General features: G+C 47.7%; 11 protein-coding genes. 4 read left to right on the top strand and 7 right to left on the bottom strand.

All coding sequences use genetic code 11. The features are described 5' to 3' along the window. Nucleotides 1-43: 43 nt before the first annotated feature. On the bottom strand, nt 44-658 hold the full coding sequence (locus tag Q0698_RS11220) for a hypothetical protein (RefSeq protein ID WP_298636714.1): 615 nt from the start codon (nt 656-658) through the stop codon (nt 44-46). Nucleotides 659-893: 235 nt separating this feature from the next. On the opposite strand from Q0698_RS11220, the gene Q0698_RS11215 reads away from it, so the two are divergent. After that, nucleotides 894-2,855: a hypothetical protein gene (locus Q0698_RS11215; RefSeq protein WP_298636712.1), complete on the top strand. Its 1,962-nt coding sequence runs from the start codon at nt 894-896 to the stop codon at nt 2,853-2,855. 21 nt (nt 2,856-2,876) lie between these two features. On the opposite strand, the gene Q0698_RS11210 is transcribed toward Q0698_RS11215, so the two are convergent. The 6 genes from Q0698_RS11210 to Q0698_RS11185 form a co-directional block, all read right to left on the bottom strand. Continuing rightward, complete coding sequence (locus Q0698_RS11210) at nt 2,877-6,692, bottom strand: conjugal transfer protein TraG N-terminal domain-containing protein (protein WP_298636710.1); 3,816 nt, start codon at nt 6,690-6,692, stop codon at nt 2,877-2,879. After that, complete coding sequence (locus Q0698_RS11205; protein ID WP_298636708.1) at nt 6,689-8,095, bottom strand: conjugal transfer protein TraH; 1,407 nt, start codon at nt 8,093-8,095, stop codon at nt 6,689-6,691. Before Q0698_RS11205 ends, Q0698_RS11210 begins: the two co-directional genes overlap by 4 nt. Continuing rightward, nucleotides 8,088-9,041 carry a conjugal transfer protein TraF gene (gene traF / locus Q0698_RS11200; protein WP_298636706.1) on the bottom strand — a complete coding sequence of 318 codons (954 nt, stop codon included), beginning with the start codon at nt 9,039-9,041 and terminating at the stop codon, nt 8,088-8,090. The genes Q0698_RS11205 and traF overlap by 8 nt, the downstream gene beginning before the upstream one ends. Nucleotides 9,042-9,244: 203 nt before the next feature. Next, nucleotides 9,245-9,559 (bottom strand): hypothetical protein, encoded by a 315-nt coding sequence (locus Q0698_RS11195; protein ID WP_298636704.1) that lies wholly within the window; start codon nt 9,557-9,559, stop codon nt 9,245-9,247. Nucleotides 9,560-9,779: 220 nt separating this feature from the next. After that, nucleotides 9,780-10,709 carry a hypothetical protein gene (locus tag Q0698_RS11190; protein ID WP_298636702.1) on the bottom strand — a complete coding sequence of 310 codons (930 nt, stop codon included), beginning with the start codon at nt 10,707-10,709 and terminating at the stop codon, nt 9,780-9,782. Nucleotides 10,710-10,745: 36 nt separating this feature from the next. Further along, the gene (locus tag Q0698_RS11185; RefSeq protein WP_298636700.1) at nt 10,746-11,144 is read right to left on the bottom strand and encodes a protein-disulfide reductase DsbD domain-containing protein; all 399 of its coding nucleotides are present in this window, start codon (nt 11,142-11,144) and stop codon (nt 10,746-10,748) included. Between the two features lie 184 nt (nt 11,145-11,328). Between Q0698_RS11185 and Q0698_RS11180 the strand changes: the two genes are divergently transcribed. From Q0698_RS11180 to Q0698_RS11170, 3 genes are all read left to right on the top strand, one after another. Next, on the top strand, nt 11,329-12,303 hold the full coding sequence (locus Q0698_RS11180; RefSeq protein WP_298636698.1) for a hypothetical protein: 975 nt from the start codon (nt 11,329-11,331) through the stop codon (nt 12,301-12,303). A 112-nt stretch (nt 12,304-12,415) separates the two neighbouring features. Continuing rightward, nucleotides 12,416-12,640, top strand: coding sequence for a hypothetical protein (locus Q0698_RS11175; protein ID WP_298636696.1), 225 nt, complete (start codon nt 12,416-12,418; stop codon nt 12,638-12,640). Between the two features lie 283 nt (nt 12,641-12,923). Continuing rightward, nucleotides 12,924-13,397, top strand: coding sequence for a hypothetical protein (locus tag Q0698_RS11170; protein ID WP_298636694.1), 474 nt, complete (start codon nt 12,924-12,926; stop codon nt 13,395-13,397). The last annotated feature ends 48 nt before the right edge of the window (nt 13,398-13,445 follow it).

Below are 13,445 nucleotides of genomic sequence, written 5' to 3'. Positions count from 1 at the left end.
GACCTGTCAACAGATTTTAAGAATAAAATATATAATAAAGCATCTAAATTGTGATGTTTATCAGATTGTGAGGGGTGCCATCGAGCAATTCATTGACGGTGTTCTCAATTTTTTGATGGACTAATTTCTTGCTGAGCTTATACACCCCAGTGAAGGAGAGTTGATCAACGCTGAAGCTAACGACGATTCGCTTAACGGCTGCTTGACGGTTTAGGGGGACCTCTAGAAAACGTTTATGAGGAGCCGGGGCGTAGCGTTTATAGTAGCGACCGACGTATGAGTCTACCAGGTTAGTCATTGAATCGACCATAGAGATAGGTTCAAAACGATTATCCTGACCCGACAACAACCAATGCGACAAGGCGGTTGGTTCCGTGAACGGTAGATTAATATGATTGGTCATGAAGAAGGCGAACTGAAAGAGACGCTTCGGGGTGGGAGGTGAGTCACCATGTAAGCGCCCGCCACTGTCTAGGCCAGTCCAGCCCATTATTTGAGTTAGCCAAGAGGAGCGGCCCAAATAGGGAATGTCTAAGTCAGAAAAATCTAATAATTGATTAAACCGCAATGAAAATCCTTCATACAGGCAAGACTCGTCAACGGATTGTTTAATCTCGTTGAACTCCGACTTTAGCTGTGTGAGTTGGATGTCGTTCATTGTCTTAATAGAACCTAGAAATGGTATGTATTGTCAATAATGTTCGTTTAAAGGTTATTTTGCAAATTTGTTCGACAAACGGTAGTTAGATAAACGGATCAAAAAATCGGATAGACGTTTCTTGGAATGTGATGAGTGTCACGTTTTGAGTGGAGGCGGAGGAGTTTGACGTAATCAGATAGACATACGTGGCCGTTTCGTCGTTAGAATATCGCAAGTTGCTAATAGGTCCAGTATGCAAAAAATAATTTGGTGGGGACGGAAATATTCACTTGCGGCGCGATTGATCGTGATGGCTATGCTGTTAAGTTCGTATTGGGCATTTGAGTATTACGAGGGTAGAACTCGAATGGACAATGTTGACGGTAAAATCATCGCGGGAATGAGAAATAACGTTAACTACGTGTTGAGGCCGGCGCTTGCTAGCTTGTTGGAGCGAGGTGATGTAGAGAGTGTTGAACTCGTTCTCTCGAGCCTTGTGGGGCACCCGGCGGTGGATGGCGTGTGGATGACCATAAATGGCGGTGGTGGAAGTGCGTTTGCGGCCGTTGAGGATGAGGTTAAACAATCATCGGAGCTCCATGTTTTCGATATTCGAACCGATGCAGGAAATTTATTGGGTCGGCTTTCCTTAAGTTTTAATCAAGACGAAGCGCTTACTGGAATAGATGACGGAAAAGTCAGCATCGCCTACGTTTTGCTGTGGGTAAGCGTGATAGTAGGTATTTGGATATTAATGACGATCGTGCACGGTATTGCGATGATCAGCAGGGATCTGAAGCGTTTTAAAGGTGGCGACCTGGAAACCAAGGAATCGCTCAGATTCGGAGCCGACGATGAGTTCGCTAGAATGTATGTGGCTATGCGAAAGATCTTAAGAGAGCGTATCGAGTCGGTGGGTAGGATTCTAAACGAAACGTTGGAAGCAAGTAGTGTCGTCTCAGATGAGAACGTGAGTCTTAAGCAGCTTAATGAAGAAACAACACTGCTCCTATCGGAGATAAGACAGTTAGCGTCCAGCGATGCCATTTCGCTTGAGCAAATAAAGTCTAAGCATAGAAAAGGCGCGGAAAACTTCGGTGTTAGGTTAAACCACCTGCGACAAAATATCAGTATCGCACAGGTGTACGTCAACAAAATAATTGCGAGTGACGAGGCTGGGGAGCTATCGAGAAATGAAAGCTTGAAATTTATCACCGCGTCAATTGTTGAGGCAGACATAATGATTGCCGACATTGAAAGCTTTTTAGGTGGAACAGTTTCAGGGGATAGGCTGTCATTACTTCGCTCGCGATTCAGCGTGGGGGAGGTGTTTAATGATGTCAGGAGTGATGCGGATCTAGGGGAACGAATCGCATCAATTGAGGTAGATAACGAATCGACGAATCTTGTCATCGAGCAATTTAAGGAAGGGTTGGTAGACTGCGTAGGGTCGCTAGTGAGGGTCATGTCGAGTCTCAGGCCGTGCGAAATTAATGTCTCCTCAAGTCGACAAAACAATGAAGAGGTCGGAGTTGTCATCAATGTGATCGGTGAGTTATCACCCTATGATGTCGATTTTATCTCAAAGGTGATGAGTAGGTCGCCGTCTGCCTTAGTCGGTGGGACGACGGTTTCGGAGCACTTCGAGCGGGCTATCAACCTAGAGCAACAGTTTAACTTTAACGTCGGAATTAGTAAGTCGAATAGCGGGGAGCACATGTGGATCTCAACTCTTCAGTTACGTACTGAGATCGCAGATACTGAGAAGTTAGTGGATGAAGTTGAAAATATTCTCTATTTACGCGCCTACATCGGTGAAGAAGGAGGAGCTCGAGACGAGGATTCGTTAGACGAGATGTTTAAACTAGTGACGAACCGTCAGACTTCGAACGTGGAGTTCCTAAGAGATGTGACCGAGCTTCGAGGTTGGATGACACAATTCAAATGCAACGTAGTCATGTTTGAAGACGAAACACTGTTACAAAAAATACTCGAGGTGGGGCGCCAACAGTCTTACTATGTGGATGTTGTATTAGTCCGGAACAACCTTACTAAAGGGACCCAATCTTCCGCGCTCGCGCTAGGCGCCAACGACGTCATTGTATCACCAGTGGATGTGGAAAGTTTGGAGAGTCTGCTTTATCGAGTGCGGGCTCGTATTCGTAGTGAGGAAAAGCGGGCGACGGGTATTCCGCTGCTGTCGGTGGTCGAATAGGGGAGATTTCTCCCCTATTGATCAGTTTGCCGGAGTGGATTGCCGCGCTACTTTTTCTTCAAGCTGATCTCTTAGTTCTGTGCCATCTCGAGAAGCGGTTTCATTCACCTGAGCTCGGGTATGCTCGGCGGTTTGAAGTTCGGTGAACCCGTTTGCCGTACCGAGGCTATCGCCAAAGTTACCAGCGCCAGTGACGACGGCAACGGTTGCATTCTGATAGCGAGCGAGATCATCGTCAACCGGGCTAATATAACCTTGGCTATCGGTTACATAAGCCGGGCTTGAGTAATCGATAACTTGTGGGGTGTTCCCATTTTCATCAACTACAGGGTCGCCCTTATAGTCGGTAGCGTCCTTCATATAGAAGGCCATACCCGAATCGTTTGGACCAGAGATGGCACCGCGATCATTCACTAAATCGACAGCAAAGGCATTATAAGCTGCTTTATAGTCTTCCTCGTTGCCAACACCAAACGCGGTTTTAAACGATTCAGCCGTAAGATTGGTGAGAGAATCGGTGCCGAGGTTCAAGTTTTTAGCTTGATCCTCGAGCGCGACACCAACATCTCCGCCTCCGGCTTTAGAGAGCCGCTCCCTCATTTCACCGATGATCTCGCCTCGCTCTGTTTTGGCGGCGTTATCATACGCTTGGAGTGTCGTGAGCTGAGCAAGCTTATCAGGACTGACCTGCTCAAGTACCTCTCCGCCATCAACTGAACTATTCATCAAGTCATTTGCGAATCCGGTTCCTTGTATGCCTGAGACATCGACATTGGGGTACTTGGCTTCAAGCGCTTCAATTTGACGATCGACGTAGGCCTCAGCTTGATCAGGGGAGAAGTTTGCCCCATTGAGTGCATCGGAAAGGCCTTGACGGGTTTCAACGCCCTGTTGAACTTGAGCTACCATATCAGCGGCATAGCTGGCACCGCCGGAAACAATCGAATCGAACCCGCCGAATGAGGTTAAAAAGTCACCCGCGTTCTCAAAGTTCCGTGCTGCGTAAGAGAAATTATTTTGGTCTGCGCCGTCACTATCGAAAATTTGAGAGGCGAAGCGATTCTGGGCTGCGACAGATTTTTCTCTTGCTGTCTCAATCTGATTGCTAGAGGCGACGTCAGAAACGGCAGATTCGTTGCTATCTTGGCGTGATTCGACTTGCCCGCGATTGCTTTGATCTTGCGTGCTAGGGTCGTTTCGTTGGGCGGCAATGTCTTGCGCTGAAATGTCGGTGCTAGTGAGACGGTCGCTAGCATTACCCGCATTCTCTCCGGCGGTTGTGGCGGCGGCAGCTACTTGATTAAATTCGGCGTCGCTAGCAGGTCTGCCGAGGCCGGAATTTTCTCCTGGGTTAGCGTAGCTAGGCTGAGAAGAAGTGACCACATCTAACTGGTCGGTTTGTGCAGTGTTAAGTAGCTTTCCGTAGCCTTCAAATCGGGACTCTTGACCACCAACGCGTGATAACGAGCTAGCGATGGCCGCTAAGCCATCGTTACCTGAACTCGCAAGTGTCTGGGTGGCGGCCCAAATCTGATTTTCTCGGTCCGTCTCGAAGACGCTCCTGTCATGGATGGCGTTGTAATTAGCTTTGTAGGCCTCGGTTGATTTAATACTCTGTCCATCGATGGTGGTGTTGAACAAATCGTCTTGAGCTCCAGTGCTGCTGTTAATAAACTTTGTGGCATCTTTGACCGAAATACCGTCATTCGCCCCGCCGCTTTGGGTGGCACTAGCGCTCTCAAGGAAAGTATTGGTCCTAGCTTGTGACTCAACGGCGCTTTGGGTTGCTGTTTTGGTATCGGTGAATGCCGTGTTTCCACTAAGGGTTTCAGAGTCAACCTGATTAAAGCTAGCGTTGAGAGAACGCTGAGCGACATCTTGGATTGTTTCGCCGCTCTGTTGGCTGGAGGTGTTCATGGCATTTATAGCGAAGGATTGAGCTTCTGAGAAAGCTTCTCCCTCACTTTGATTTCCGGATAGTGCAATCTTAGCGCCCGAGCCAACGAGGAATTCGGCTGGGGTGCCAATGCTTGCGGAGGACATCAGGGACATCATGGTGGCAGCTTGAGCGGTGGTCATGTTGGAATCAGAGAATTGTTTAGAAAACTGCTGGGCCTGAGCTTCGGAGTAAACACCACTACTGATGAGATTTGCTCCAACCGCTTCGCTAAGCTGGGATTGTTGTGCGCTGCTCCAGCCACTCATGTTTGAAGAACTCAATAAGCTGGACACCTGCTGAGCGGCAGATTGTTGAAGTTGACTATTGTTTGCAAGCGTTGATGTCTGAGCGGCTGTGAGGCCGCTATCGAACTTGAGCTGTGAGCCGAGTTGGTCAGCACCTGCTCTCGCTCCGCCAAGTGCGTCCTGTTGAATTGAGGTGTTTAAGCTAGCGACCGAGGGCGTATTAGACGTTTCGGGGGAGATCAGCTTCTCATTCATATTATCAGGGGACATGCCACGGGCTAAACTGGTGGCGGCGTAGGAAGATCCATACATTAACATAAGCGCTAACACAGGAGTCGACGAGGCGAGATAGCCACCTGTGGCAATCCATGTTTCAGCGGTTTGATACGCGTTATTAAGGGCGTAAAAAGAATTCCAGTCGTAATTGGTAAGTAGTGTGTAATTATCCCAATCTCGAGTGGCGCCGACGTAGATGTAAAGATTGATAATGGCGAGTATGGGATACCATAGCTGAATCCACACTAAGAACATTAAATACTTGGATCCTAACTTCAATCCAAACGACCCCAACGCCAAGACAAACGCCATGATCGGTGCGATGGCGAACGTAAATGCCTCTAAAAAAGCGATCATTGGTCTGACTATAGTTTGAAAAAATGAATAGTCGGAAGCCCACTGACTATTTCGTAGCATGATCGCTTCATTGATCATTTGAGCGGATGATGTATCGAGGTGGTCAGTATACTTTCCACGCAGGGCATCTTGAAGAATAGGTTCGAGTAACGATAGGCGAACGAACTGCTGCGCGTTGAGACTTCCAGCAGTCATCATATTTACAGCGGTAGCAGCTTTAGCGAACGAATTTGCATTATCTGTTTCAGGATCGATACCGAGAATAGAATCGTAACCCGCAATCACTTGCGCGTTGCCGGTCATGGTAGTCAGTGCTGTGTCGATTTTGCCCCAAGCTGTAGCGCAAGTGTCAAGAACAGGGTCGCCAACCGTACCGAGATACGTGCTCGTGGTGTAGAAGGGAGACATATAAGGAAGCGTGCTATCTAAATCACCGGTAGCGAGGTCTGCATAGCTGAGCTCCTCGAGAGCGACAGCCTTCAGGGTACAGTTTTTAATGTATTCCTCTAGGGTTCGCTTAAGGTCTGCTCCACTTCCCAGCGCGCTATTCGCGGCGGTAAATATACCTTCTTGTGTGGCATTTCGTCTGAGACCAGAAATGATGCGAAGGGGCTCCATAAATTCCCCATCGGTCATTTTCGGGGATACCGGGTCAAAGGCGGCTTCCATTACTGAGGTTAGTCGATGGCCGATCGTGGATACAACGGAGCCGGTAAAAGCTATCCCAGCGGGAACATTCGCGACAACCCTAACTTGCCCAGTATACACATCAGTAATGACGACTTCGGATTTTGGTATAAAGGCGATCTGGATAATAATGACGCTGAGTATCCATGCACCAAGATCAAATTTTTGGCCGTTACTGCCTGCTAGCGAGCTAACGATCATCATTAGGAATCCAATGATTAAACCGAGTTTCACTAACGAAAAGAATGTGCCTGTCTGAAAGAAGATTGCAATCGAGATCAGAACTTGTTCAAGAAAGGCAGAGTCGCCAATAGAATAAAGGTCAAAGCTCATGGAGTTTGTCCTCCACCAATGCTAGTTCCATTAAGCGCTGTTTCGGCAAACGCTCGAGCTTCTTGCTCTGAATCTGAATAGCGAGGAGCAAGCTCAGCGAGCTGTGACTCAATGCGTTCAATGCTTATATCAATCGCTTCGATGGAGGCAGTCCGACCCTCCGATTCCTTTCGGTCGACCACGGCGACGCGAGAGGCCCTAAGAATGCTAAGTATCGCTTCGCCGGTCATCTTAGCGGCGAAGGAATCTTGAAGAAATTCATAGTATTTCCTTGCTGCTTCGACGCCATCGCCTTCGATCTCTAAGAGATCGGTCATTTTGGAAAAATGTTCTCCTCCCATAGCGAGCATGACAGATTGATCAGCTTGATTTAGGATCGGGTTCCCAGGGTCGGCTTGAAGTGCTGTGAACGCACGCTCGAACGCGTCAGCGATCTTGGCTTTAAGTGGCTCGTGGTCGATCTCGTGGGTAGCGTCGGGAGTGATATTGCAGGTGTCGGTGTCGGCACTGCAGTCATAGACAATAAGTTTGTTGGTGTCAGTCCCCTCAACGATGTCTTTAAGTGAGATATTGAGAGGGGGAAGGGTACGCATGTCTAACGTGGTTTTACCTTCATCGTCATCAATAGTCGCGGGAATGACAGGTGAGCCGGATAGAGAAATGATGAGCTCGTATATGCTATCGTCAGTGGCAGCCATCCACGACGAGAAATTGCTGGCCTTTAGTCCCCGATAGACAAGGGAGCCATGGTATCTGGCGGCAAAGTCGGTTGGGTTAGCGTTCCGCTCTTCACCGATGGCATTATAAACCGCGGTTGACGCCTCAAAGACGTCGCCAAACAAACCTGAAAGTGTGGTGCCCTGTTCTGCAACTTGGTTGATACGCTCCGTACCTGACGCCTCTCCCCATGGATTAGTGGTGGTAATTAATCCTTGGGCTAGCTGACATGAATTTCCCATGTATTCGTTCAACGCGGCAATTTTTTGCTGGAGGTCATTCATCTTCTCGGCACATGTTGGACAGGCGGCTTCGATGGCAAGTTGGAAGGCGTAGGCAGGTGCTTGCTGGGCTATAGCTCTAAAGAGCTCAATTAGCCGCTCGGAATTAATGAAGCTTAGAGACCCCGCGTATGCGTCAATTCCTCCACACCCACCGCTCGCAGAAGGCATCGTGACGGAGAGCCAAGTGGGGTCAATCGTCATGCTTTTCGCGGTAAAACGACCACCGTAATAACCGTGTCCTTGCGCGGTTTCGAAGCCCCCTGGAGGGGTGTAATTGGACATCTGGTTATAAATATTGTCCATTGAGGCCTGCATGCCATCGGCATAAATAACAGAGCAAGGGAAGATCAACGAGGCTAAGAGGATTGGTCGTAGTATCGTTTTGAGGTTGGGCTTATTCACGGTAATCTCCTTGGGCGTTCAACGCCGATCGAACGGCTTCAGACGTAAATGGGGTGTTTTCATCGGTATCCGCACGGGTGGGTATGTCTTCGTCGCGGTGATTGAATTTCTGTGTTGAGAAATATTCTTCGTCGGACAATATATTGAGGCGGTGGGCTGAAATGAGTGTGCGATCAAACAGTTCGGTCATTGAGATCGAGTTTCCGGCGATTTGATCGCGACGGCCATCTGGGGAGACGGCATAGATGCTAGGATATGTGGACACGCCAAACTCGGCAGCGTGACCATGATCAGGTCGAACCCCTCGATTAAAGGCGGCCTCATCAAAGGGGTCGATACTAATTTTTACCGTCCCATACCCGGCAGAGGTTTCGAAATATTCAACGATTTGAAGCTGCAGCGCAGAATTGGCGGTATCATCAAGAAAAACAAAGAGTCCCATGCGATCGGAGAGCGATGCCAGAATTTCTCGCTTATTTTTCTCGGCTTCTCGATCCAAGGCATTGCCACCGGAGGTGGAGGTGGGCCGGCGATTGTTTTGGTCGAGAACGGGATGTCCTGTAACAACCCTTGCTGTAACTTGTGAAAAAACCTGAGCACGATCTAACGCCAATTTTTGTAAAAGGTAGTAGGCTTCAACATTCTCAGGAGTGGGATCATCGATGGCTTGATTAAGATAAACTGGCAGGTTTTCTTTGAGCCAAGCAGTGTTCATGATCGCTGGGCTTGGCTGCGTCGGCTCCGGGGGTGTTGGAGGTGGTGCTGGCGGGATCTCAGTTTTTTCGGGTTCTTCCGGTTCTTCTTCTGGCGGCAATTCATTATAAAAGAACCAGCCTTCATCCGAGCGCTTCCGCCATTCGTCATCCGTGTTATCTTGCGCCAAAGCAGGCATAAAGCCAGAGATGGCGGCGACCAATAATGTCGAGATAAGTTTGTTAACGCGCACGCAATCCTCCTATTAAGGCTTTAGTCTACGGGAGGAAAGCGCGGGAAAAAGCGTTGTCTCTGCCCCTTTTGGGCAGAGACAAGCAAAAAGTTGCTAATATTCAGGTAATTCTTGCCACTCATCACTATGAGTAATGGAGACGCGTGCTGTGTTTGCAATAGTGTTGTCACTACCTGCCACTTCTAATATTTAGATATTGTAACTCATTCTCCTTCCTCATCTAACTGGTCATCCAACAACTGGTTAAGTAGGTCTAAGCTTTTACTCTCTACCTCTTGTACTTCCTCCAATACTAGTACTTGTTCATCTACGTAAGCTGCTAATAGTAGGTGCGCTGTATCTTTGGATGGGAGTAGTATGAATACAGACCACAGAAGAATAGCCCAAATCGCAAATTTCTTAGCTTCTTCCGAGTGGACTGCGCCAAATGTTAATGCCGTCAAAATAATGGCTACTAAAAATGTGACTCCTGTCAACGCAGGTAAAATACCTAATAAGTAGATAGTTAAATAGATCATTATCGGTTCTCCCAATTAGTTTTAATATAGATAGGCAGGATTCCAAATAAGAACAAACCTTCGCGTACTCTTTATGAAAGCATACCTTTAACACCGCGTACCATAAATTTATGTAAGATCATTTTTATTGCTTGTAAACACCACGGTCTGCATCTAGTTGTACTTCGATGCGAAGATCTTTACGACCAGCCCACTGATACATCCGTTAAAGCATTTGATCTTACCTCGCATCCGTACTAAGGTCGCGATGTTGCTCGAAATGGGTGAGCAGCGTTGACGTTACCGGGAGGGCGCGGCGGCTCAACGATTCGGTGCGAGGATATTTTAATCCTTCCAGGCCGAGATAGATCTGATCAAGGCTAGGCTGTAAGGGGATAGCGGGTGAGAAATCACTCACCGAATGGGGCCGACGTAATCCGTTGTCAACGACGTAAAGCGAAGGAATATCTCTTAGCTCCGCTACGGATTGACGCGATGGGAATGGGGCTTCTGAATCATGCATGAGACGATGCCACTTCCTGAGCGAGTTGAAGTCAGTCATCTCGGGGAGCTTTTGATCATAAAAGGGAGTCTCAACTTGGCCGAGTCGCACAAAGCTTGTGTTAGCAAACTCAACGCCCAAGAGTGTTCCGCCCTGAAAATTAGTAACGGGAGTCATCCAGGTGTGATCAAATCGTGGTGGTAAGGTGTCCGTAGTGCGAGTCGGAAACGGGTAGCGGTAAAGCTCTGCACGAAGGGGCTGACTGTCGTTTACTTCTCTGAGGTAGTTATTGAAATCACTCAATCGTCCAGATCTCCAGAAACGCCGAACGTAGTAGCTGTCCTCCGGGGCCTGAAGTCCCAATTTTGAAACAATACGTTCGCGTCTCATGAGGCGATGGCTGTCATCTTCCCACAGCTCATCGATGAACAACCGCGCATTGATGCGGGCAACGATGCTCGGAGTAATCGGGTGGTTCCAGTCGTTGCCAGCCTGTTCGCAGTCATGTAACGCATTGGGAAACTCTGCGCTAAGGTGGTCGCGGCTACTAGCCGTGACGGATGCGCTGCACATTACGGAGAGAAACAGCGCGGCAAACTGAGTTTTTGAAAACAACATCGCTCTAGCTCCTGTTTTGATGTTCGATGAATACCAGTAGTACCACGACATCGTGAAAGTCCCAAATAATGAGCGGCTAATCGTGAGTTAAAGGAGCAGTTTGACGGTAGTGGGGGTATAGCATAGCCCTTCAAGCGCACAGCCTTGATAAGTGACCAGGATATACGGTGATGTGGTAGGTGGAAGGTCGGCGACAATAGCGCCAGAAAGCACCGGTTTGAACTCATCAAAGAACTCATCATAGAGCAGTTGGGCTTCAGGTAATTTGAGAGACAGTAGTGAATCGTCGCTGTCTTTAATGATTAGGCTGTCGGCATACAAGAAATAGCCCTCAGCGATGTCGAAGGACAGAATGGCGTCGCCTTCATCAGAGCTTGATATAGCTGGGCTAAAAGCTGACTGGGCGCTTAGAAAGTTGTCGCCGCCAATGCTTTGGCTGGGTATAAGGATCGCGAGTAATCCGATAAAGATTAGCAGTTTAGACATTAATAGAGCTCTCAGTTTGTTCGTGACTACCGTAAAACAAGTTGTGACGACTGGCAACCTTTGGAGAACCTTGAGCGTATGGGATTGGAAGAAAATGAGCATTGGAAAACGGAAGTTTGGGGAGTGGTTGCAGCGGTGGTCGACTATGTTAGCCTGTTGTTAAATCACAAGGAGATCAGCAAGAATGGACGTAGCATTGTCAGCGGATGAAAGTAAGGCGGTATTCGAGGTATTCGTAGGATATAGCAAGCTTCGAGACATCAAAATACGAAGTGAAGAGTTTCAAGGAGTGATAAAGCCGATGCTGATAAAGCATCGGTGCTCGCTCTATGATCTGGCGGATGCGGTAGAGGACCTATGGCAGCCCTATTTCAATCATCAAGCGCTTAGATCGAAGGCGCTCAAGCGCGAGTGGAAACAACCTGCAGTGTTTCATCGTTCAACCAGTTCGCAGTACGAAGTGGTTAATTTTATCGAAGAGCTGGATGTCATCTTAGAACGTTATGAGGGCGATTATGATTTGCCGTCCGTCGCTGAATTCAGAGGAATGGGAGAAATCGGGTTCCTTAAGCGATGTGATCGTTACTTTGGTGGATTAACGACTTTTTTGAGTGTGATCGGCAGAGATGATCTCGTTAGAAAGGCTGGAGCAGTGGCTAAGAAGGATTGGAGTCTTGACGATACGTTGGACGAGACCATGTTAGTCAGTATTCAGCTCGGTCATTTCATAAAGCAGAAGGAAATAGAGAGTGAAGGTTACAGTCGTCTTAGGTCAAACTTAAAATTCCACTTCGGTAAGTCAATTCTCTCCAAAGCGCGAGTAGCCTGTTCACAAAGACTGCCGATGTTTGGTCGTTGGTTAGCTAATACGGAGATTGTTCACGAGCTGGTGGCGTCGGCGCCTACTTCAAAGTTGCGGGAGTTCGAATCGGCGTTGAAGGAAACAGGCGTGACGATCAAAGCAACTGATCGCGTATACCTGAGTGAGTTGTCGGATCTCGAACGCGAGGAGTTCCTGTGCAAGTATGCAATTGTGCAGGGGGAGTGCGTCGACATAATTGAGCTTGACGGGATCATCGGTGTGAAAGCATCGGAAGCGTCGAGTTCGGTCGATTTTAATATGCTAGCAAGCGCAGAAGAATTTTTAGCTGAGGTTTAGACTGAGGGGCAGGGATTTAGACAGATTTTGAAAAAAACGGTTGTTTAGATTCATAGATTGCAATTTTTGGCGTTGAGGTAACCTATCAGTACCTAAACAGAAGGATCGATTTATGAATAACGACAACGTGTATGAGGTGGAAATTAAGTGGAAGGACGCAATTAATGACGAAGCGATGAGCGCGCTATTTTGTGAGACAGATGATATTGGGGGTGACGACGACAATATCTTCTTCTATGGCTTGTCGCGTGACCAAGCGAATAAGCAAGCGAAGGCTTTTCAGAAGACCGGAAGTATTGATAGTTGCGAAGAGTGGTTTATTGTTTCGGTGTCATAGTGCGTTGCACGCGTGCGGGTTGAATAGCAGGTTGCGCTAAACTGATGATAGAGAAAGAGAATGAAGAAGCCGAGATTATCTCGGCTTTTTTGTGCCTGGTGTCTGTGAATTAGGCGGGTAATTGCGGTTGGGCGGAAAGCCTGTGTTTTAGCAACACTTGAAATAACTCTCATTATTTCAAGTAAATTAGCTGTGATTTTGTGTTATTAAAATAACATTTGTATTATAACATTATACTGGGTATATTGGTGTTAAGACTAATTTACGCAATAAGAGGTTGTTCATGGATGTAGATACAATCGCATCAGTTGCTACTGCCATTGGTGTAGCGGTAGCAGTTTGCCAATTCCGAGAGTCAGTAAAGCTAAGTCGGAGCGAATTCGAAGATTCACTCGATCAGCAATACCGAGAGCTCTCCTTCCAAATTCCTGTCGACGTAATACTGAGTGGGTCTATGAAAGACATAGATACCCGCGACTTAAGACATGCAAGAGAGTCTATTTACAACTACCTCGACCTGTGTAATGAGCAGGTCTACCTCCGATCTAAGAATCGGGTTACAGCGGCGCGCTGGAAAGAATGGAATAGTGGAATTGAACAGAATCTTCAACGAGCGTATTTTGCGACGATTTGGAAAGAGGTTAAGCGTAAAGCCCCAGGAGCTTTTTCTTATCTCGAGGCTTTGGAGGTGAGCGACTTCAAAAAAGATCCAATTGAAAACAGGTTCGATGTGTTTGGATTGTTCAAGACGCGTTAGATATTATCGATCGACGAAAATACAACGCAAATCGGAATGGCGACGTCA

The sequence above is a fragment of the uncultured Umboniibacter sp. genome, from assembly GCF_947497555.1.
Classification (GTDB): Bacteria; Pseudomonadota; Gammaproteobacteria; order Pseudomonadales; family DSM-25080; genus Umboniibacter.
The sequence above is the reverse complement of the archived record's forward strand: the minus strand, read 5'-3'. Positions and strand labels throughout refer to the sequence as shown.

What these genes read in the sequence shown, in the direction of transcription:
- Q0698_RS11220 (WP_298636714.1), bottom strand. Translation starts at nt 658, where the DNA reads ATGAACGACATCCAACTCACACAGCTAAAGTCGGAGTTCAACGAGATT.
- Q0698_RS11215 (WP_298636712.1), top strand. Translation starts at nt 894, where the DNA reads ATGCAAAAAATAATTTGGTGGGGACGGAAATATTCACTTGCGGCGCGA.
- Q0698_RS11210 (WP_298636710.1), bottom strand. Translation starts at nt 6,692, where the DNA reads ATGAGCTTTGACCTTTATTCTATTGGCGACTCTGCCTTTCTTGAACAA.
- Q0698_RS11195 (WP_298636704.1), bottom strand. Translation starts at nt 9,559, where the DNA reads ATGATCTATTTAACTATCTACTTATTAGGTATTTTACCTGCGTTGACA.
- Q0698_RS11190 (WP_298636702.1), bottom strand. Translation starts at nt 10,709, where the DNA reads ATGTCGTGGTACTACTGGTATTCATCGAACATCAAAACAGGAGCTAGA.
- Q0698_RS11185 (WP_298636700.1), bottom strand. Translation starts at nt 11,144, where the DNA reads ATGTCTAAACTGCTAATCTTTATCGGATTACTCGCGATCCTTATACCC.
- Q0698_RS11180 (WP_298636698.1), top strand. Translation starts at nt 11,329, where the DNA reads ATGGACGTAGCATTGTCAGCGGATGAAAGTAAGGCGGTATTCGAGGTA.
- Q0698_RS11175 (WP_298636696.1), top strand. Translation starts at nt 12,416, where the DNA reads ATGAATAACGACAACGTGTATGAGGTGGAAATTAAGTGGAAGGACGCA.
- Q0698_RS11170 (WP_298636694.1), top strand. Translation starts at nt 12,924, where the DNA reads ATGGATGTAGATACAATCGCATCAGTTGCTACTGCCATTGGTGTAGCG.